Below are 20,837 nucleotides of genomic sequence, written 5' to 3' on the forward strand. Positions count from 1 at the left end.
TAAACTCACCAAAGCTATGTGTTTTCTTACCCAAAAGCAAAATCGTAATATAGAAGAATATGCTATTTCTAAGGGTATAAACCTTATAGAATACGCCTCTGATGAAATAGTCAAGCATATAATGACAAAATTCTCACAAGATACAAAAATACTTTTTATAGTCGGTGCTGGTAACAATGGTAGCGATGCTATCGCTGCAGCTATCAAACTTTATAACAAAAATTATAATGTTAATGTCTATAGAGTCTTCCAAAAAGCCAACCAAGAAAATCAAAACTATTACCTTGAATTTTCTAAACTTAAATCTCCATTGGTAAACATGCCTAATATTAGTAATTATGATGTAGTTGTAGATGGTATATTTGGTATAGGGCTTGATAGGGATTTACAAGGTGATATTTTAGAAATCGTTAAAGCTATAAATAGCAACTCTAAATATACATTAGCTATAGATGTCCCTAGTGGATTAGGTGCTTTTAATGCTAAAGTGTATAAAGAGGCAATTTTAGCAGATGAAACTATCACCTTCCTAGCAGATAAACAAGGCTTGCATAGTGCCGAGGGTTTAGATTATGCAGGCAAGGTCACAGTTGCAAAGCTAATAGATAATTCGTTTATAAAGCTAATACCAACATCTTACCAAGTTTATAAAAATAAAATTCAAGATATAAATCTAGATATTACCTTAAGAAAGAAGAAAAACACTAGTAAAGGCAGTTACGGTAGCCTAGCAATAATTGGTGGTAATATAGGCATGAATGGAGCATTACAGCTAGCTGGGATTAGTGCTTTATATAGTGGTTGTGGTAAAGTCACATTAACACCATTAGATACTGACTTTAGCCCCGATATGACTAAACCTGAGCTTATGACCAAAGATTTAGAAAGTACTATTAAAAAAATAGCAACTTATACTGGTTTAGCTTTAGGTATAGGGTTTGACACAACTAAATATTCCCAAGGAATTCTAGAGAAAATCATAGATAACCTAATCCAACCAGCTATATTTGATGCTGATGCATTAAATATAATTGCTAAGAATCCACAAATTAGAGAAAAATTTATAAAACTAAAAAATAAAATAATAACGCCACACCCAGCAGAGGCAGCTAGATTATTGGGTTGTAATACTCAGAATATTCAAGATGACAGGTTTGAAGCAGTTAGAAATCTAGCACAAAAGTATAATTCAACTGTAGTACTAAAAGGAGCTGGTAGTTTAATCTGCCAGGAAAATATTATTTATATAAATTCCACTGGTAATCAAGGAATGGCAGTAGCAGGGCAAGGCGACGTTTTATCTGGGATTATTGGAGCATTTTTAGCTCAAGGTTTAGACACTTTATCAGCAAGTAGGCTGGCTGTATATATCCATGGCTTAGCAGGTGATAACTTAGCTAAAAAATTTGGTGGTTATATAGGCATCTTGCCTAGTAGGGTAGCTAGAGAAGTTTGCAAGGTTTTGAATAAGCTTGAGATAGAGATATAGCATTTTGAGAATATTTTTAACACAGTTAGAAACGTATAATTTTAGTTTGCAACAATCCCTAGTATGTTAAACTAAGGAGATAGAGAGGCCTTAAAAAAATGTAAAAATTAAAGACTTTATGACCTATTCTATGTAAAATAAATTTACTGTCAATTTTTGCAATACGGTCAAAATAACCTTTATGTTTAAAAATAAACCAAATGAATTAGATGAACTAAATGGAATTATTAAAGAATTTATTACATATATTTATAAATTTCCAAATGATTTTTCCAAGATCTTGATTAGAACTGCAGAAAATGCAATTAAAGAACATGAGGGTTATGGAGTATATAAGACATTTTTTAATACTATAGGAGATAATAATAGTAAAATCAGAAAAGCATTATTAGATCATAATAAAAAAATGGCTACATTCCCTCCATTAAAGCCTTTAGCTAATCCAAATAATATAAATATTGATAACCTGCCAAATGAAATACCACGAAAAGATTTATTTAACGAGTGTATCTCCACAACTGTATTTATAGGTTCTATAGGGAATTTTAACGTTGGAGGTATGCTTTATGATACATCGTCGTTTAATACTAAGTTTTATGCTGAATTACTGACAAATACTATTATTCCTAATATTTATAAGTCAGTGATCTCTCAAAAGGCGAGCAAAATCCATAATATTCTTTTAAACTACCTTCCTAGTGAAGGAATTATCGAAATAGATGAAGAAATTTCTTATAACAATAAAAAAAGTAACTCTCCTTTGAGCCGTATGGACGAACATAAAGAAGATATGAAAAAATTTTTAAGGGACCTTATAAACAAAACTGAAGAGCGCATGCGAAATAATCCTCCGCCAAAAGGTAAAAGTGCTGCTGATGAGCTAGCTGAAATTGAAAATTTTTTTAAAAAAAACAACCTTTAAAAATTTATTATGGTTAAAATACTCTTATCATCTAACTTCATTAAAATATTAAACGATTAATACAGTAGTTTTGTAGATAGAAATAGTAGAAAAGGTCTAGCAGTACCTTAATTTAACCTAACCATCGTACTGGATAGTAAAATCAGTAAATGATCCACTAATATTAACTCCAGGTTGTAAGCGGTGATCACTTGCAATAGCATATAACATAACAACATGATTGCGATCGTACAAAGAAATATCAATCGTCCAACCATTTGGTACATAAGCATCAGCATGGTTAGATCCGAAAGGAATCTCAGCATCAATCCATTTAACTGTACCTACTACATCACCTGGTTTTCTCCCAATTTGAAAAGTTGCTTCAGAATGCTGCCAACCACAACCAAAAAAATTGCCATTAGCTTCTATATACATACTGTGTTTATGACCAGGAAGCACCCATGTTGTAGGAATAACATTATTCATACACTCACTACTAGATGTTAATATGTATAAGCCTTCATTGCTATTATTAATTAAAGTTACCTTTGCACCTACACCATTTTCATCTTTTTCATTACTATAGTCTTCGGCAAAAGAAACACAAGTAAAGCAAAGAAGTAATGGTATAAAAAAAATATTTTTCTTTGTAAGTAACATCGTGCTAATCCCCTTTTTTAAGCAAATAATGTATTTTATGTTATATCATAAAAACAGCTCGGATATCATTTATTTTACAGCGCTAGTATCAGATTTAGGCATCTTAGAGATTTTAGAGAGACAATTGCCTATTATAAGTATTATGTATGAACTTTGAGATATGAAAAATGTTTTGTTATTTAGTCGCTTCTTAAATTAGCTTCATCCGTTGAACTTTCATTTTTTGAAGATTTCTTACTTTTTTTCACTTTAGTAAAAGGCTTTTCAGAAAACTTCATGGCTGGTTTAGTTATAGGTTGACCATCTGAATTTTCACCATACCATTTTTTATCTTCATTGATACCAGTTTTAAATTCTTTCAAAAGCAGTAAGTATTTTTTCCAGCATTCTGCTTTTTCAGAAGGAGTCATGCCATCATCTACAGTGATTTTTTGCCATGTTTTTGCATTATCTTTAGAAACTTGGTAAGTAATCAAACAGTAGTTACTAGGTTGAGTTATTACAACTTCTTGTTTAGAAGATTCTTCTACTTTAACTGCCTTTATAAAATGGTATATAACGAAGGATGCAATTATTATGATAGTTAAAGCTATAGTTATGACTAATTTTTTTTTCATTTTCCGCTCTATAATAATTATATTTGTTAGCAATTATATACTAATTAAGTATAAATACGATTAGTAGAGTTTATTTTAGTAGATAAAATAGTTTATAATGTTAAATGTTTTGAATAAAGAAGCGATAGCTATTTTATTGTTTATTAAAGGTAAGTATCTGTATGATTACAACAAAAGAATTACGTAATAAATTTATAGATTATTTTAAATCAAAAAATCATAGTCACCAGCCAAGCTCTTCTTTGATACCCTTTGGCGATGAAACTTTACTTTTTACTAATGCTGGGATGGTACAGTTTAAAGATGTGTTTTTAGGTATTGAAAAAAGAGACTTTTCAAGAGCAGTTACTGTACAAAAATGTTTAAGAGCTGGTGGTAAACATAATGATCTTGATAATGTTGGTTATACTGCTAGGCACCATACATTTTTTGAAATGTTAGGAAATTTCAGCTTTGGTGATTACTTTAAAAAAGAAGCTATTAGCTTTGCTTGGGAATTTTTGACTAAAGATATTAATTTACCAGTAGAAAAGCTTTGGGTAACTATTTACGCTAGTGATGATGAAGCTTTTGATATTTGGCATAAGCATATTGGTCTACCCAAAGAAAGAATTATTAGGATAAACTCATCTGATAATTTTTGGTCAATGGGTGACACTGGGCCATGTGGTCCATGCACAGAGATCTTTTACGATCATGGAGAACATATTGCTGGTGGTTTACCTGGCACGCCTGAAGAGGATGGTGATAGATATATAGAAATATGGAATATTGTATTTATGCAGTATAACCGTCATGTAGATGGTAGCATTACAGAATTACCAAAGCCATCTGTAGACACAGGTATGGGACTTGAGCGTATAGCTGCTGTACTTCAACATGTAAATAGTAATTATGAAATTGATTTATTCCAAGCATTAATTAAAAAAGCTCAACAAGTAACTAATGCTCCAGATATAAACTCACCATCTCTAAAAGTAGTTGCAGATCATATTAGGTCATGTGCTTTTTTAATAGCTGATGGAGTATTACCATCTAACGAAGGCAGAGGATATGTGCTTAGAAGGATCATTCGTAGAGCTATACGCCATGGTAATAAACTAGGTGCTAAAGAAGTCTTTTTCTATAAACTTCTCAATAAGCTAATAGATCAAATGGGAGAAGCTTACCCAGAGCTTATTAACAAGAAAGATTTAATAGAAAAAACTTTAATTAAAGAGGAAGAATTATTTTTAAAAACTGTTGAGAATGGTATAAAAATCTTTGAAAATGAAATACAGAATATAAAAGATAACACTATTTCTGGGGAGATAGCTTTTAAGCTATATGATACTTATGGCTTTCCTTTGGATCTAACAGCTGATATGGCAAGAGAAAAAGGTCTTAAGATCGATGAAGAAGCTTTTCAGCAGCATATGCAGCACCAAAAACAGCGCTCTAAAGAAGCTGGGAAATTTAGTGTGGACTATAATGACGTTATTAGCTCACAGACAAAAACAGAGTTTAGAGGTTACTCATCTTTAATTGAAGATGCTAAAGTTATAGAAATATATACAGATGGTAAACTTGTTCAAAGTCTAGATAGTAGTGATAATACAGTTGTAGTTGTACTCAATAAAACACCTTTTTATGCTGAATCTGGTGGGCAAGTTAGTGATAAAGGTATATTAGAGGGAGTAGGTTTAGAATTTATTGTTGAGGATGTACAAAAAGCAGACCAAGCAATTTTGCATATAGGTAAACTAGTAAAAGGTTCTTTAAATATCAATGATGAAGTCACTGCAAGAGTGAATGATAAAATAAGAGTAGCTACAGCAGCTAATCATAGTGCTACTCATTTACTACATAAAACATTAAAAGTTGTATTAGGCAGCCATGTAGAGCAAAAGGGCTCATTAGTTAACGCTAAAAGATTAAGATTTGACTTTGTTCATGATCAAGCTATATCTGTTCAACAAATCCAAGAGATTGAAACTTTAGTAAATGCTCAGATCCGAGCTAACTTTTTGATTTCTGTTATTGAAACTACTCAAGAAAAAGCAAAAACAATGGGTGCAGAAGCACTATTTGGAGAAAAATATGGTGATATAGTACGTGTGATATCTATGGGAGATTTTTCTACAGAATTATGTGGAGGTACTCATGTTAATCGTACAGGAGAGATTGGATTATTCAAAATAGTATCAGAAAGCGGCATAGCCGCAGGTATCCGAAGAATAGAAGCAGTAACAGCAGATCAAGCTATTAAAAATACGCAAGAGGCAGAAAATTTGCTTTTTAATATTAAAAATACTTTAAAATGTAATGATATTAACATCCTTAGCAAACTGTATTCTTTACAAGAACAACTAAAAGCCCAAGAGAAGCTAATTTCTAAGTTAAAGAAAGATCTTTTATCAGGTTCAAATAGTTCTATAAAAGAAACCAAATATGGTGATATAACTTTAATTATAGCAAATATTAATGACGTTGATATAAAAACACTGCGTGAAAAAACAGATGACTATAAAGCAAAAAACGATAAAGTCATAGTGATGCTTAGCACTATAATTGCTAGTAAGGTTCAATTTGTAGTAGGCGTAAGCAAATCTATTACCTCTTTAATAAAAGCTGGAGATATTGCTAAACATCTAAGTGAATATATAGATGGTAAAGGTGGTGGCAGGCCAGATATGGCTCAAGGCGGTGGTAATAATTCTCAAAATATACAAACAGCTCTAGAGCTAACACAAAAATTTATTTTATCCAACTTAAACTAAGAGCAGAAAATTTTGAAATTAGTACGAAAGTATTTTTTAATAATACTACTAAATGTATTTATTCTATATACTAGCTACGCTGCAGATACTATTGCTGACTATAATCGTACGATACAACAGTCTATAAATAATTCGCCTCAATATAAGTATATAGGATATCAGCTTGATTCTCGTCAGATGAATCCAGCTATCCAGCTGGGCAGATTATTACCAAGAATAGATATTTCTGGAACTATAAGCCAAAACAATATACTACAAGGTAGAAATAGCCAATCATACATTCAAACAGGGCCTTACAACTCAATTAAAGGTTTAGTCAGTTTAACCCAACCTTTATATGATTATGGTGCCTATAAAGATTTACAATCTGCCCAAGAAACAGCACAATTTGCTCAGCAAGACTACAGAACAAATTATCAACAATTTTTGTATGATGTTAGTTATGCTTATTTTAATTTAGCTAAAGCTATAAAAAATGTTAAGTACACAGCATATAATCGTAAAGCTGCTAAAACAAATCTAACTGAATTAGAAAATAAGTATAATGCTGGAGCAACGGATATAGCTGATTATGAGACATCTAAAGCAAACTACTATATAGCTGATGCTGATTACGCTTCTGCAAAGCGAGAAGAAAAAGTTGCTCGTGCTGAATTACGCAAATTTACTAACAATGATGATGATGTTGTAATATACGGTAATGAATTTGAACTTAAAAACCCTTCTCCATCTTCAGAAGAAGAATGGGAGGAGCTAACTATGAGGAGTAATCCAGCATATTTAAGTTCTATACACACTAAAGAAAGTAAATTCTATAACTACCAGTCAGCAACTAGCCCATTTATGCCAAAGGTTAACTTTGAGATAAAGTATTCACCAGGTTATAATTCTATTACATCCCTAGGTAATCCAATTTTTGATAATTATTTACCGGCAAGAGGTGCTGTTGATGCTTTTTACTTTGGAATAAATTTAGAATGGAACATTTTATCAGGTGGTACTAACTTTGCTGAGCTTAAAGAAGCAGCTTACAATTATCAGTCATCAGAATTTGATATGATACAAACAGGAAGGGTCGCTCAAAATGATGCTATGTATGCTTATAGATTTGTGGAGTTAAGAAAAAATAAAGTTTTTTCATTAAGAGAATCCGCTGCTAGTGCTAAGATCGCTTATGAAAAATATAAAGAAAGATATGATCAGGGTACAACGACCATTACTCAATATTTCATATTATTAAACCAATATTACCAACGCCTTATAGAGCTAAATAACGCTGAATTTGATTACATTTTAGGATTTTTAAGCTTATATAAAACTGCTGGTATATTAACTACAAAAACGGTAGAAGATTTTAATGAATGGTTGTTGTTTAATCAAAAGGTGGAGTTATAAATATGTACATATCAACCCAACTAAACTGCTTTTTTACAGAAAAAGATACAAAGTTGTATCCTATTTACTTGGTTAAAAAAAATAATCTTGAGAATTGGGTTACTAATCAAGACCAATTTATGCAAAAATTTATCCAAAACTCTCATTTAGGAGAAAAGCAATCGACTCTAATTATTCCTAATTCGGCTGGCGATATAGATAGAATTATATGCATAGTAACAGATGATATGTTTTCTATAGCAAACTTACCCAACCAGTTAGTTAAAGGAAACTACTATATAGAGTATTCTGAAATAAGTGATTTAGCTCTTTATTATATAGGCTTTGCGTTAGGAGCTTATAAGTTTGGGAAATACCTCTCTTCAGACAAAAACGTTAATGAAGTCAAGATGTTATTGCCTAATGAATACAGTTATATCTTACCAGAAATAGAAGCAAGTTATATCGTTAGAGATATGATTTCTACGCCAGCTGAAGATATGGGTCCAGCTGAGATATCAGCAATTATAAGAAAAATAGCTAATAAATTTAATGCTAGTTTTGATGAAGTAGTAGGTCAAGAACTTGCTAATCAAGGTTATATGGGCATTTATAGTGTTGGAAAAGCAAGCCATAGAGAACCTCGTTTGATTAGGCTAAACTGGGGCAATAAAGAAAATCCTAAAATCTCTATAGTTGGTAAGGGTGTAGCTTTCGATACAGGTGGTTTAGATATAAAACCTGCTTCTGCTATGCAACTTATGCACAAAGATATGGGTGGAGCAGCTAATGCCATTGGTTTGGCTTATATAATTATCAAACATCAACTACCAGTACGCTTAAGTTTAAGTATACCAGCTGTAGAAAACTCTATAGATGCTAAGTCTTTTCGTCCAAGTGATATCATAAAAATGAAAAATGGCACTACTGTTCAAGTTACGAACACTGATGCAGAAGGTAGGTTAATATTAGCAGAACCTCTCTACGAGGAATCACAAAAAAATCTGGATTTATTATTAGATTTTACGACCTTAACAGGAGCTGCTAGAGTTGCAGTAGGAACTGAAATCTCTGCATTCTTTAGTAACAATGATACCATCGCTAACGAACTATACACCCATAGTCAAAGTATTCAAGATTCCATTTGGAGGCTCCCATTAGCTACTTGCTACAAAAAGAACCTAAAAAGTGACTTTGCAGACTTAGTACATGCCGATTTATCACCATATGCAGGAGCTACTAAAGCTGCTTTATTTCTAGAGCATTTTTTAGGAGACAATCCACCAAACTGGATCCATTTTGATATAATGGCGTGGAACTTATCTTCTACAGCTGGTAAGCCAGTTGGTGGTGAAATGATGGCTGTTAGAGCAGTTTTTGCTATGTTAAAAGCTAAATATTCAAAAAAATAAATTATTTACTCTAAATATTTTTGTATACTTTAGACAGTTTCTAAAGTTTTATGGAGGCATTTTAGTCATGACACAATCAGTATTAGAGCAGTTAAAAAGAGTATCTAGAGTAGTTGCAGATACTGGAGATTTTGAACTAATCAAAAAATATAAACCAGTTGATGCAACCACAAATCCAAGCTTAATCTTAAAAGCTGTAAAAGACAAAAAATATGAGTATCTATTGGAAAAATCTATTTCTCAAGTTAAACAGAACTTTCCTACTCTTGGTCAAGAAACGTTAATGCAAGAAGCATTAATTGAAATATTAGTGGCTTTTGGATCTAAAATATTAGAAGTTATCGAAGGAAAAGTATCTAGTGAGGTTGACGCAAGAGTTTCTTTTAGCACTGCAAAAACTATTGATTATGCAAAAAAAGTAATATCAAGGTATGAGCAAAATAATATTTCTAAAGATAGAGTTTTAATCAAGATAGCAGCAACTTGGGAAGGTATTAAAGCTGCTAAGCTTCTAGAAAAAGAGGGTATCAAATGTAACTTAACTCTTATATTTGACAAAGCTCAAGCCCAAGCATGTGCTGAAGCTGGTGTATATCTAATTTCTCCTTTTGTGGGCAGAATTACAGACTGGCAAATTAAAGAAAATAATTTAACTGATTTTCCAGCTATTGAAGAAGATTTAGGCGTTAATTCTGTTAAAAGTATTTATCAGCTATATAAATCTCATGGCTTTAAAACTATAGTCATGGGTGCTAGTTTTAGAAATACTAATCAAGTCATGGCTTTATCTGGATGTGATGCTTTAACGATTTCACCAGCGCTACTAGAAGAATTAGCAAATAAATATGAAAAGTTGGATACTAGTTTGTCTAGCAGTGTCGAAGTTATAAAACAAACTCCAACTCTTACAGAAGCTGAGTTTCGCTGGCAATTAAATGAAAATTCAATGGCTACAAACAAATTAGCTGAAGGAATCCGTTTATTTGCAAAGGACACTATAGAACTAGAAGATATTATTAAAAAGAGTTTTTAACCCAACTTGTGGAGATAAGTCATGAAAAAAAAACTTTTAACATCAATGTTATTTTGTAGCTTAGCATCGCTTGGGTTTAGCGATTTATCTAATAGTGTAGATGGTAATAGTTATACCAGTAAAATGCTATCTAAAAAAATACAGCCTCCTAAGCAACTAAATAATAATATGAAAGATATAGAATCTCAACGTAAGAAAATAAAAAAAATAAAACCAAAAATTAAAGAAAATAACATAGATGGAGGACAACAAGAAATTGGTAATATGACGCCTCCAATCAGACCAAAGGAAATGCCACCACATCAAAAAATCAATGATCAACAAAAAGGCGCGGATGATGAATATAGTAATTTAACTACAAACCTACAACCCCCAAAAAAACAAGTGCCTGAAAATATGCAACACAACTTGAATCTACTTTCTGATGAAGATAGAAAGTTAAACCGACAAATGATGTTCGATGGACCACAAGAAGGTTTCCAAAACAATAAACCCAGAGGTATCTAAATATTGTAGTAATTGATATTAATCTATTTTTACACTTATTAATTCCATTTTCTTTAAATAACGTTTTCTATACGCTATAAAAAATAATACTGGCAATAAAGCTATTATTAGAGAGATAGACAAAGAAATTATAAATTCTATTGGGTTATCATACATATTATCTGGTGGAACAAATCCAACCAATATACATATTGTAGTACCCATAATTCCAGCTGCACAAACAACCAGCATTCCAAGCTTACCAAATGGAATACGAAAATCTTCTTCATTTTTTAGAGATGTTTTGTTTTGTAGCTTTAATTTGATAGCTGCTAAAAACATTACTAAATACATTAAAGAATATATCTGTGTACTAAGGGCTGTTAATAACCAATAATAAGCTTGAACAGAAGGAACTAATTCAAGTAGAAAACATATTACAGTCATAATAATTGCTTGCAAAATTAAGATTCCATTAGGTACATCATGTTTATTGGTTTTATCTAAAATTTTCGGTAAAAAATGGCTATCTGCAGCTTGTAGCAAACCTCTTGCTGGAGATATCATCCAATTAATCATAGAACCAACTGATCCTACAATTATCATTATACCCAACAGATAGTAAAAAAATATTGGAATACTAAAGCTATCTAAGTACACTTTAAAAGTTTTAATAGTGCCATGAACAACATCTATATCTGACTGAGGAAAAATAATACTAACTGCTAATGCACCTAATATCATAGTAAAAATTATAAACACTGTAGATATTAATAAAGCTAATGGAAAAGTTTTTTTGGGATTGGCAACTTTTGTAATGTGAACCGTTGCTAACTCTAGTCCTAAGAATGAAGCTATGATGGCTGTCAAACCCATCCATGAATCAGTAGAGTTTAAGCTAGGAGTCAAATTATCTAAACTAAAGTGTAACTGAGTAGGGTAGTTAGAAGTTAACCATATCAAAGCGAATACTACCATAAGCATCATTGGAATAACCATACCAAAAAATGTACAAATACTAGCAAAGATAGCAGATATTTTTAAGCCATTTAAATTAATTATAGTTAAAGACCAAAACACTATCGTTATAAATATGACTGTAAATTTTATATTTTGAGCAAAGTCAGGATTAAATAGATATGCGACAGTTCCAGCTAGAAACGTCAAAATACTTGGAAACCAAATAAGCGTATTAATCCACTGAAACCAAATAGCTAACATTGCTATATTTGGTCCAAAAGCTTTCTTCACCCAGCCATATACACCTTCTTCACCTTTATTTGTATATGTAGAAGTCATCTCAGCAGATACTAAACCTACAGGAGCTAAAAATAAAACTACAGCTAAAAGAAAAAAGAAAAAGATATAGGTACCAGAAGTAGCTGTTGATGGCAAGTTTCTAATATTATCAATCGCACCTGTCATTAATAATATTAATAATAAAATACCAATCTTTTCTTTACCAAATACTTTATTTGCCATAAAAACAAAAAACTAAAAAATTAAACATAAAAGTTATAGTACATTAAAATAACATAAATTAGTAACTTTTTAAGCAATGTATAATGGCATTACTTGGAAAAGTTTCTCTAGGATATTTAGAGCATCTTTATTACCTACTTTAATGATAAGACGATCTTCATTCTCTACAACTATATTATCAATATAAAATATAGGCATATTATTTCTCATAATAGCCAAAATTTTTAATCCATTTGGTAATTTAACCTCGGAAATGTTTTTACCTATAATAGTCGACATATTTTCTTCGCCATGAACTTTTATTTCGACTAGTAACTCTTCTGTACCTTCAACCTCATACATCCTAAGTATATCAACTTGAGTAAGAAAAGCCTTAATAGTTGTATATGAAAAACTATGTGGTGAAATAGATAAATCTATTAATTTTAAATCTCTAGTAATAGAGTAATATTCAGCACTATTAACAGTAGCAACAGTTTTTTTAGCGCCTAGTTTTTTTGCAAGTATTGATGACATGATATTAACTTCATCGGAATTAGTAAGAGCAAAAAACATGTCAGCTTCATCTATTCCTTCATTTACTAAAAGATTATTATTAATAGGATTGTATTGTAGTACTGTTGATTTAGATAATTGGTTTATTGCAGCTTCACATTTTTTTGCACTTGGATCTATTATTTTTATTATATATCCTTTATTTTCAAGAGACTTAGCTAAAGTTATACTTGCGTGATTAATCCCAGCTATAAATATTTTTTTGATATTCGCCTTTTTAGTTTGGAATATAGATAATATTTGAGGGGAATATGCTTTATCAGATAAGTACATTACTCTATCTCCAGCTTTAATTAAGATATTAGGGTCATTTATATCGAGTTTATCATCACCTCTATATACAGAGACTATATCAACTCTTACATCACCTAAACCTAAATATATATCTTTTACCGAAAAGTCTATTAAAGGTGAGTTTTCCGCAACCTCAACCCCAACTATTTGTACTTTTTTGTCAAAAAAACTGGATATAAAATAAGCTCCTGGTAAAAAAATCAGTTGCTCTAATTGCTTTGTCGTTTCAAAAAAAGATTTAATCACTAAATCAATATTGTTTAATAACTTTGGAAACCTACTATATTCTGAGTCCCTGATTCTAGCTATTTTATAAGGTGTTTTATATAGTTTATAAGCCATATCACATACAGCTATATTTGTAGTGTCATCAGAAGTTACAGCTATTATCATATCAGTGTCTTTAAAGTTAGCTTCCATCATTATATTAGGTTTAGTAACATCACCAATTATAGTTTGCACGTCAAAAGCAGAAGATATAAACCCTAATTTTTCCTCATCTAAATCAATAACTGATACTTGGTGATCTAAACTGAGTCTTTGTGTTAAATAAACACCTAGTTGTCCTGCACCTAAAATAGCAATTCTCATATTTTATTGATACAATGTTTAAAAAAATACTAGATTGCAAACATACTAATCTAAGGTATTAAAATAATCAAATTTTAATTTACTTTGCTAGCGTTTATTATTATTATATCAGCAAAATGATACTAAAACGGTATAGTTTGAGCAAATGTTATGCTAAAGATAAGTAAGTTACTAGATTATGGGCTATTGATAGTAGTTACGATTGCTAAAAATGATTCTTCTTCATATAGTGCTGCAAAAATAGCGGAGATAACTGGCTTAAACATACCTACTATAAGAAAGTTACTAAACCTTCTTTCCTTAGCGAGTATAGTATCTTCTAAACGTGGTGTTGAAGGTGGTTATACCCTAGTGAAAAATCCTAGAGAAATATCTGTGTTAGAGGTAGTTAAAGCTGTGGAAAGTGATGTCAATATTACTGAATGTTGCGATATGCAAAAAAGCTGTAGTGTTTTAAAAAGGTGTACTGTACATAATTATTGGAAAATTATGAATAATAGGGTGTTAAGTATGCTTTCTAATACTTCAATTTATGATATCGTTAATCATAAAGAATAACCAAGAGCTAAATAAAATGAGTGCAAATTTAGATAAATTCATTGAACAAGATTACGAACATGGTTTTGTTACAAATATAGAAAATGAGACTATAGCTGCTGGCCTAAATGAGGATGTTATCAGGCTAATTTCAGCTAGAAAAAACGAACCTCAATTTATGTTAGAATGGCGTCTTAAAGGATATAAAAAATGGCTAGAAATGCAAGAACCTAGCTGGGCTGACCTTAATTATCCTAAAATAGATTACCAAGCTATTAGTTATTACTCTTCTCCTAAATCTATGAAAGACCATCCTAAAAGTTTAGATGAGGTAGATCCGGAGATTATTGAAACTTATAATAAACTAGGCATTCCTTTACATGAACAAGAAATGCTTGCTGGTGTCAAAAATATAGCTGTAGATGCGGTATTTGACTCTGTATCTGTAGTGACTACATTTAAAGATAAGCTTGCTGAAGCAGGAGTAATCTTCTGCCCAATATCTGAAGCTGTACAAAAATATCCAGATTTGGTTCAAAAATATTTAGGTTCTGTAGTTCCACAAGGTGATAATTTTTTTGCAGCGTTAAATTCAGCTGTATTTAGTGATGGTTCTTTTGTATATATACCAAAAGGTGTCACTTGTCCAATGGAATTATCTACATACTTTAGAATAAATGCTATGAATACAGGACAATTTGAAAGAACACTTATTATAGCTGATGAGGGTAGTTATGTAAGTTATCTAGAAGGCTGTACTGCTCCAATGCGAGATGAAAACCAACTTCACGCTGCTGTAGTTGAGCTAGTTGCTTTGAAAGGTGCAGAAATTAAATACTCTACTGTGCAAAACTGGTATCCAGGTGATAAAAATGGCAAAGGTGGGATATACAATTTTGTAACCAAGAGAGGTATGTGTAAAGGTGATAATTCTAAAATTTCTTGGACACAAGTAGAAACAGGCTCTGCTATTACTTGGAAGTATCCTTCTGTGGTTTTACGAGGAGATAATTCTGTAGGCGAATTTTATTCAGTTGCTTTAACACGTCATGCTCAAAAAGCAGATACTGGTACTAAAATGATCCATATTGGTAAAAACACTAAAAGTACAATCATTTCTAAAGGAATATCAGCAGGCAGAGCATCTCAGGCATATAGAGGATTAGTTAGAATATCTCCTAATGCAGATAATGCACGAAACTTCTCTCAATGTGATTCTTTACTTATAGGACATAATTGTGGTGCTCATACTTATCCATATATTGAAAATAAAAGTAATAGCTCACAAATAGAACACGAAGCAACCACATCTAAAATATCTGAAGATCAACTTTTTTACTGTAAGCAAAGAGGAATCTCTGAAGAGGATGCTATCGCTATGATAGTAAATGGATTTTGTAAAGAAGTTTTCAAAAAACTTCCTTTAGAATTTGCAGTTGAAGCACAAAAACTTATGGAAGTAAGTTTAGAAGGTGCTGTTGGTTAAAAAATCCAAATTGACTTAATATAAATCAATAAATAAGGTTAATAAAATGTTGTTAGAAATAGAAAACCTACATGTAAATGTTGGTGATAAACAAATTTTAAAAGGTCTAAACCTAAAAGTTAACTATGGTGAAGTCCATGCAATAATGGGACCAAATGGAGCTGGTAAAAGTACTTTAAGTAACGTTTTAGCAGGAAAAAGTGGTTATGAAATAACTCAAGGGTCTATAAAGTTTGCTGAAAAAGATATAAGAGAACTAAGTATATCTGAGAGGGCAGCTGCTGGAATTTTCTTAAGTTTACAATATCCTATTGAAATTCCTGGAGTTAGTAATGTACAGTTTTTAAAAACTGCTATAAATAGTATTCGAAAGCAAAAGGGTGAAAATGAAATGGATGCTATTTCTTTTATGAAAAAATTAAAAGAAAACATGCAAGTTCTCAAGATTGACCAAAAATATATGTCTCGTGGAGTAAACGAAGGTTTTTCTGGTGGCGAAAAAAAACGTAATGAAATGCTTCAGCTTATGATGCTTGAGCCAAAATTAGCTATACTGGATGAAACTGATTCTGGTTTAGATATCGATGCTTTACAAATAGTATCTCACGGTGCAAATTCTATGCGCAGTGATAATAGAAGTTTTTTAGTAATTACTCACTATCAGCGACTTTTAGATTATATACAGCCTGATTTTGTTCATGTTTTAGCAGATGGGAAAATAGTTAAAACAGGAGATAAAAACCTTGCTCTAGAGTTAGAAGAGAAAGGTTATTCTTGGTTAAATAGTTAAAAAGGTTAAAAAAGATGTTAATAAACAAGAATTCTCTACCAACTATTAAACAAGAAAGCTGGAAATATACAAATCTAGCTGCTATTTACGATAAAAACAATATATCCGAGATACTTAAAGAATCTCCACAAGCTAAAGATTATCTTGAAGGTTTTAAATTTGATACGCAAGAAAACGTTATAATTATAATTGATGGTGTTTTAGCAATTGATTATCGTAGTAAACTAGTGCCTATAAATAGTTTAGAATTTAACGAAGACATAAGAGAAATGTCTAAACTAGCAATAGAAAACTCAAAGCCTTTTATCTTAGAAATACAAAAAGATACTAAAGACTGTTTAAGTTTGATATTCATAAATACTGAGAATGCAAAAGGTAAATTAACTAATATCGCTTTAAAGCTCCAGGTTGATATTTTTGCTAATTTAGATTTGGACATTGATTTTGTGAATTTGACTTCAAATTCGGCTACCAATTTATTTTTAGATATAGAGTTAGCTGAGTCAGCAAAAGTTAATTTTACAAACAATGCTGATAACTCTAATAATATAGCACTTTTAACTACAGCAAATTATTTAGTGAATTTAGAAAAAAATGCAGAATTTAATGCTTTTAATCTATTAAATAGTGATGCATTACTTAGAAATGATTTTATAGTTAACCTTAATCAAGAAGGTTCAAGGTTTGATATCAGAGGGCTTTATTTGCTCAATCACCAAGCTATTGCTAATGCTACCTTTCTTGTTAACCATAATGCTTCTAACACTTACAGTAATGTAAACTTTCGTGGAGTAGTTAATGGAAGCTCGAAAGCTTGGTTTAATGCTAAAGCAGTAGTTGCTAAAGGCGTTAACCAAATACAAGCTTTTCAGAATAATAAAAATATACAATTAAGTAATAAGGCTGAAATAAATACTAAACCGGAGTTAGTAATTTATTCTGATGATGTTATTTGTACTCATGGAGCAACAATAGGGGAATTAGATAAAGAAGCTTTATTCTATCTACAATCTAGAGGGCTTTCTTTACATGATGCACAACATTTATTATTGGAAAGCTTTGTTAAATCCCAATTAACAGCCGATGATTTTCCTTTTGATAATGAAATAAAAGAAGAGATTTTAGAGTCATTAGATGCTATATTAGATTCGGTTATATAAAATCATAATGCTTGTTAAAAGAAAATTACTTAAAATATGAATTTTAGGAAACTTTGAGGATACATATAAGATGATAATAGTAATATAATTAGGGTCATCTCTATGAAGATTCATAACCAATATCAATTAAAAATATCCTAGAAAAAATTAAATCTGGTGATTTAAGAACCGAAAGCTTTTAAAGAAAAAATATTCTATTATATTTGAAACTTCTATGTTTATATCACATATGATGGAAGATATAAGTCTCATAAAGGTTTTATTCTATTTTTATAACTTAAAGTATGAGAATTTGCAAATATATTACAGTTTTTATATAAAAAATGGAGTAAATATTAAACTCCTATCCTTTGTAATTAATAAAACAAACTCTAATAATAATATCATATTAGACTCTAGTTACATTTGCTTAAGTAACAGCATTGACAGCACATTCGATATTATTGAAACAAAGGATTTTATTAAAAACACAAATTAAAGGATAATAATTTTAAAGTAAATGTTATTACTTCTACAGTAAATTTAGATAAATTGTTTAAACAAAACATATCTATAAAGCAACAAAAATTTTGTAATAATATTGAAGAGTTAATACAACATATTATTAAAAAAGTTTTAGAAATATATAATATAGATGCATATCACAACGGGAGTTTTGCAACATCAACCGACTATGAGAATTACACCTATCACAACTTTGTAAATAATAGAAATAACAGTGAAAAATTATTATATAACTCGCACTATAAAGACATGAAATCCTTTATAAAATCACATAACCAAGGCAAAAATAAATATAGCTCATTTGATTGTATTGATTGTGGAAACATAATTATGATGTATATTGCTTATTTAAAATCAAAATACTTACTATATAATATTGAAGCCGCTCAAGTACATATTAATGCTAACTATAGTGCTGATTTTTTACATCCTATAGAGTATGGGGGATCACATAGAATAATAGTGGTAACTAATAAAAGTGAAGGGAAAAACAAATCGTTTTATAATAACCTAGATTGTCTAAAAAATGATAAGGATACATATATAATAGATATTCTTAATAAAGATAATCAATATTTTTCTAGTATAGAAAATGTTTATTGTTGGGTTCCTGACCGTTTAGAAGGGAGTTTTTACTCTATAAAAAGTGCAAAAGAGTTTAGTATTGAGGTTATTTCAACTTTAGAAGAAATGCTTAATTATGACGGTGACTATGTCCAGCAAAAACCCTCACTTTGCAATATTTTCTGAATGTTTTATTTATAGCTAACTACACTAAAAAGTAGAGCATCGTTACGTCAAGATTGACCACGTAAACTACAGGGGTAGTTTGATTTTAAGCTATTCCTGTAGTAGACTATATAAATAAATCTAATAAATTTTACCCTATATAACATAAGTTTTGATGGTATAATAAGAATAAGGTTACAACACTTCGTAAAGGACAATAATTTTATTTATGTCTGTTAAATTACGTAAGGCTATAAATGAAGCAATTGAATTTTATTTATCAAAAGAGAAGTCTTCTTTAACATCTTGGCAAATATTTCACCATCATGGTAAAACTGGAGTAAAAAGAGCAAATTTACTTAAAGAGATATTAAATTCCTCTTCTGATACGGATTTTATAGATATACTTAAAAAATATATAGATAAAAAGTTAATTATTGGAACCAATAACATAACTAAAGATCAATATGCTTTATTAAATAGTGGCAATGATTCTCCAAGTTCACTTAGAACTATTATAATAGCTACACTTAATGATTATAAAAAAAATATAACAATTAACAACCTTGGTAGCTTAAGTTTAAGTGTACATAGAGATGTACCAAACCTTAAGCGCTCAATATTACTAAATAATCCTAAAATACTACAACCATATACAATGACAGCACAAGAAATTGGGGAAATGTCTTTTAGATTTTTATCTGAGACAACACACCAACTAAGATGTGCTAATGCTGCAGCAAGTATTATCGCTAGTAGTGATTGTGGTGTAAATATAAAGTGTAAATATTCCGAATGGAGTAAGCTTATTCATGATGACTTTACCTCTCCAGGTTCATCCATCGAATTTTTAAGAAAACTAGGTGTGACTATTAAAGAAGAAAAAGTTTTAGGGTTAGAAGTTTACAATGATGATCTAAACGTATATGGTAGTGTAAAGGAATTTGAGACTATTTATGCTAAATATATTGGTAATATGAATTTTGTAGGATGTCTATTTAAGTATGAGCCAACTGGTGAGGGTGTGGGACATTTATCATATATGTTTAAAAATAAAAATTCTGAGATATTAGAAGCTATTGATATAACTGGTTTCAGGGGTGATAAACGATGCATGAAAATTTGTATTAAAGATCCTGAATATGTTGCTGAGGAATTTGCGGGTAATGTTATTACCCATGCATGGAGTATATGGAAATGATTACTTACTTATTAAAAGATTTAAATTATAACCAAATATAAAAGTATAGTAAGATAATAAAGATAAAAAGAAAAAGATGGTAAAGTTTTAATGAAAAAAATTACTTCTACGACTTTGATTAGTATTGCTACAATGACATCGTTATATGCATGTGATAACAAAGACCAAGGGAAATACAACACTATCAGCTATACAACTCAAGCTGAAACTAGCGTTAAAAGTGATAGCATATTAGTCCAAGTCACAGCTTATGCTACAACAACTTTACAAGATATAAATAACGTTCAACATAAAATTACTGCTAATATTAAAAACATTATTGATACTGATTGGAAAGTTAAAAATATTCAACAAAGTACAAGTCAAAGTGGAGCTTTAAACGTCACGTCAGAATTACAAGCTAGAATTACTCAAACTCAATTAAATAAACTACAAACTGCTTTAGATAATCAAAAAATTAATGGACAAAAGTTAGTTGTTGATATTTTAGATTATAATCCACCAACTCAAGATATCGAAAATGCAAAACAAAAGTTGATGATAAAAATATATAATGATACAAAAAAATATCTAAATAACTTTAATAAGCAGACTGATAGTAATTACATCATACAGTCAATTAAGTATGGTCCTGATTATAATATATTACCTTCTAGTGGTAATTTAGTGTTAATGAAAACAGTAGCAAACAACTATAATGATAATACTAATCAAGCTGCGGTGTCAAAAGATATAAGTATAAAAGCGAACGTAACATTTATTGAGAGGTAATAA

18 protein-coding genes are annotated in these 20,837 nt (G+C 30.5%); 14 read left to right on the top strand and 4 right to left on the bottom strand.

The genetic code is table 11. The annotated features are described in order from the left end of the window. Positions 1–16 precede the first annotated feature (16 nt). Both E4K63_RS04005 and E4K63_RS04010 read left to right on the top strand, forming a co-directional pair. Complete coding sequence (locus E4K63_RS04005) at positions 17–1,489, top strand: NAD(P)H-hydrate dehydratase (protein WP_133941784.1); 1,473 nt, start codon at positions 17–19, stop codon at positions 1,487–1,489. Positions 1,490–1,670: 181 nt separating this feature from the next. Continuing rightward, entirely contained in the window at positions 1,671–2,411 is a 741-nt protein-coding gene (locus E4K63_RS04010; RefSeq protein WP_133941786.1) for a hypothetical protein, read from the top strand. Positions 2,412–2,528: 117 nt separating this feature from the next. Here the strand turns inward: E4K63_RS04010 and E4K63_RS04015 are convergent, their stop codons facing one another. Further along, positions 2,529–3,053, bottom strand: a complete 525-nt coding sequence (locus E4K63_RS04015; RefSeq protein WP_133941788.1) for a hypothetical protein — start codon at positions 3,051–3,053, stop codon at positions 2,529–2,531. Between the two features lie 179 nt (positions 3,054–3,232). Then, on the bottom strand, positions 3,233–3,670 hold the full coding sequence (locus tag E4K63_RS04020; protein WP_133941790.1) for a hypothetical protein: 438 nt from the start codon (positions 3,668–3,670) through the stop codon (positions 3,233–3,235). Positions 3,671–3,831: 161 nt separating this feature from the next. Between E4K63_RS04020 and alaS the strand changes: the two genes are divergently transcribed. The 5 genes from alaS to E4K63_RS04045 all read left to right on the top strand — a co-directional run bounded on the left by alaS (position 3,832) and on the right by E4K63_RS04045 (position 10,755). Further along, on the top strand, positions 3,832–6,429 hold the full coding sequence (gene alaS, locus E4K63_RS04025; RefSeq protein WP_133941792.1) for an alanine--tRNA ligase: 2,598 nt from the start codon (positions 3,832–3,834) through the stop codon (positions 6,427–6,429). A 12-nt stretch (positions 6,430–6,441) separates the two neighbouring features. Continuing rightward, complete coding sequence (locus tag E4K63_RS04030) at positions 6,442–7,824, top strand: TolC family protein (RefSeq protein ID WP_133941794.1); 1,383 nt, start codon at positions 6,442–6,444, stop codon at positions 7,822–7,824. Between the two features lie 2 nt (positions 7,825–7,826). Then, positions 7,827–9,215 carry a M17 family metallopeptidase gene (locus E4K63_RS04035; RefSeq protein ID WP_133941796.1) on the top strand — a complete coding sequence of 463 codons (1,389 nt, stop codon included), beginning with the start codon at positions 7,827–7,829 and terminating at the stop codon, positions 9,213–9,215. Between the two features lie 67 nt (positions 9,216–9,282). After that, on the top strand, positions 9,283–10,248 hold the full coding sequence (tal, locus tag E4K63_RS04040; RefSeq protein ID WP_133941798.1) for a transaldolase: 966 nt from the start codon (positions 9,283–9,285) through the stop codon (positions 10,246–10,248). Positions 10,249–10,269: 21 nt separating this feature from the next. Further along, positions 10,270–10,755 carry a hypothetical protein gene (locus E4K63_RS04045; RefSeq protein ID WP_133941800.1) on the top strand — a complete coding sequence of 162 codons (486 nt, stop codon included), beginning with the start codon at positions 10,270–10,272 and terminating at the stop codon, positions 10,753–10,755. Between the two features lie 18 nt (positions 10,756–10,773). Here E4K63_RS04045 and E4K63_RS04050 read toward each other — a convergent pair whose 3' ends face one another. After that, complete coding sequence (locus tag E4K63_RS04050; protein WP_133941802.1) at positions 10,774–12,216, bottom strand: APC family permease; 1,443 nt, start codon at positions 12,214–12,216, stop codon at positions 10,774–10,776. A gap of 69 nt (positions 12,217–12,285) precedes the next feature. Next, positions 12,286–13,656 carry a Trk system potassium transporter TrkA gene (gene trkA, locus E4K63_RS04055; protein ID WP_133941804.1) on the bottom strand — a complete coding sequence of 457 codons (1,371 nt, stop codon included), beginning with the start codon at positions 13,654–13,656 and terminating at the stop codon, positions 12,286–12,288. A 150-nt stretch (positions 13,657–13,806) separates the two neighbouring features. Here trkA and E4K63_RS04060 point away from each other — a divergent pair, with 150 nt between their 5' ends. The 7 genes from E4K63_RS04060 (at position 13,807) to E4K63_RS04090 (ending at position 20,834) form a co-directional block, all read left to right on the top strand. After that, on the top strand, positions 13,807–14,214 hold the full coding sequence (locus E4K63_RS04060; protein WP_133941806.1) for an SUF system Fe-S cluster assembly regulator: 408 nt from the start codon (positions 13,807–13,809) through the stop codon (positions 14,212–14,214). A 16-nt stretch (positions 14,215–14,230) separates the two neighbouring features. Then, positions 14,231–15,679, top strand: coding sequence for a Fe-S cluster assembly protein SufB (sufB, locus tag E4K63_RS04065; protein WP_133941808.1), 1,449 nt, complete (start codon positions 14,231–14,233; stop codon positions 15,677–15,679). Between the two features lie 46 nt (positions 15,680–15,725). After that, complete coding sequence (gene sufC / locus E4K63_RS04070) at positions 15,726–16,469, top strand: Fe-S cluster assembly ATPase SufC (protein ID WP_133941810.1); 744 nt, start codon at positions 15,726–15,728, stop codon at positions 16,467–16,469. Between the two features lie 14 nt (positions 16,470–16,483). Next, positions 16,484–17,629: a Fe-S cluster assembly protein SufD gene (gene sufD, locus E4K63_RS04075; RefSeq protein ID WP_133941812.1), complete on the top strand. Its 1,146-nt coding sequence runs from the start codon at positions 16,484–16,486 to the stop codon at positions 17,627–17,629. Positions 17,630–18,160: 531 nt separating this feature from the next. Beyond that, positions 18,161–18,883, top strand: coding sequence for a hypothetical protein (locus E4K63_RS04080; RefSeq protein WP_179965688.1), 723 nt, complete (start codon positions 18,161–18,163; stop codon positions 18,881–18,883). Between the two features lie 208 nt (positions 18,884–19,091). Continuing rightward, positions 19,092–20,063: a hypothetical protein gene (locus E4K63_RS04085; RefSeq protein WP_133941816.1), complete on the top strand. Its 972-nt coding sequence runs from the start codon at positions 19,092–19,094 to the stop codon at positions 20,061–20,063. 90 nt (positions 20,064–20,153) lie between these two features. Then, positions 20,154–20,834, top strand: coding sequence for a hypothetical protein (locus tag E4K63_RS04090; protein ID WP_133941818.1), 681 nt, complete (start codon positions 20,154–20,156; stop codon positions 20,832–20,834). Positions 20,835–20,837: the final 3 nt, after the last annotated feature.

It is taken from the genome of Allofrancisella inopinata (assembly GCF_012222965.1).
In the GTDB taxonomy this organism is placed as follows: Bacteria; Pseudomonadota; Gammaproteobacteria; order Francisellales; family Francisellaceae; genus Francisella; species Francisella inopinata.

Bases quoted from the DNA above. Each gene is read 5' to 3' on its own strand.
- E4K63_RS04005 (WP_133941784.1), top strand. From the start codon at position 17: ATGTGTTTTCTTACCCAAAAGCAAAATCGTAATATAGAAGAATATGCT.
- E4K63_RS04010 (WP_133941786.1), top strand. From the start codon at position 1,671: ATGTTTAAAAATAAACCAAATGAATTAGATGAACTAAATGGAATTATT.
- E4K63_RS04015 (WP_133941788.1), bottom strand. From the start codon at position 3,053: ATGTTACTTACAAAGAAAAATATTTTTTTTATACCATTACTTCTTTGC.
- E4K63_RS04020 (WP_133941790.1), bottom strand. From the start codon at position 3,670: ATGAAAAAAAAATTAGTCATAACTATAGCTTTAACTATCATAATAATT.
- alaS (WP_133941792.1), top strand. From the start codon at position 3,832: ATGATTACAACAAAAGAATTACGTAATAAATTTATAGATTATTTTAAA.
- E4K63_RS04035 (WP_133941796.1), top strand. From the start codon at position 7,827: ATGTACATATCAACCCAACTAAACTGCTTTTTTACAGAAAAAGATACA.
- tal (WP_133941798.1), top strand. From the start codon at position 9,283: ATGACACAATCAGTATTAGAGCAGTTAAAAAGAGTATCTAGAGTAGTT.
- E4K63_RS04045 (WP_133941800.1), top strand. From the start codon at position 10,270: ATGAAAAAAAAACTTTTAACATCAATGTTATTTTGTAGCTTAGCATCG.
- E4K63_RS04050 (WP_133941802.1), bottom strand. From the start codon at position 12,216: ATGGCAAATAAAGTATTTGGTAAAGAAAAGATTGGTATTTTATTATTA.
- trkA (WP_133941804.1), bottom strand. From the start codon at position 13,656: ATGAGAATTGCTATTTTAGGTGCAGGACAACTAGGTGTTTATTTAACA.
- E4K63_RS04060 (WP_133941806.1), top strand. From the start codon at position 13,807: ATGCTAAAGATAAGTAAGTTACTAGATTATGGGCTATTGATAGTAGTT.
- sufB (WP_133941808.1), top strand. From the start codon at position 14,231: ATGAGTGCAAATTTAGATAAATTCATTGAACAAGATTACGAACATGGT.
- sufC (WP_133941810.1), top strand. From the start codon at position 15,726: ATGTTGTTAGAAATAGAAAACCTACATGTAAATGTTGGTGATAAACAA.
- sufD (WP_133941812.1), top strand. From the start codon at position 16,484: ATGTTAATAAACAAGAATTCTCTACCAACTATTAAACAAGAAAGCTGG.
- E4K63_RS04085 (WP_133941816.1), top strand. From the start codon at position 19,092: ATGTCTGTTAAATTACGTAAGGCTATAAATGAAGCAATTGAATTTTAT.
- E4K63_RS04090 (WP_133941818.1), top strand. From the start codon at position 20,154: ATGAAAAAAATTACTTCTACGACTTTGATTAGTATTGCTACAATGACA.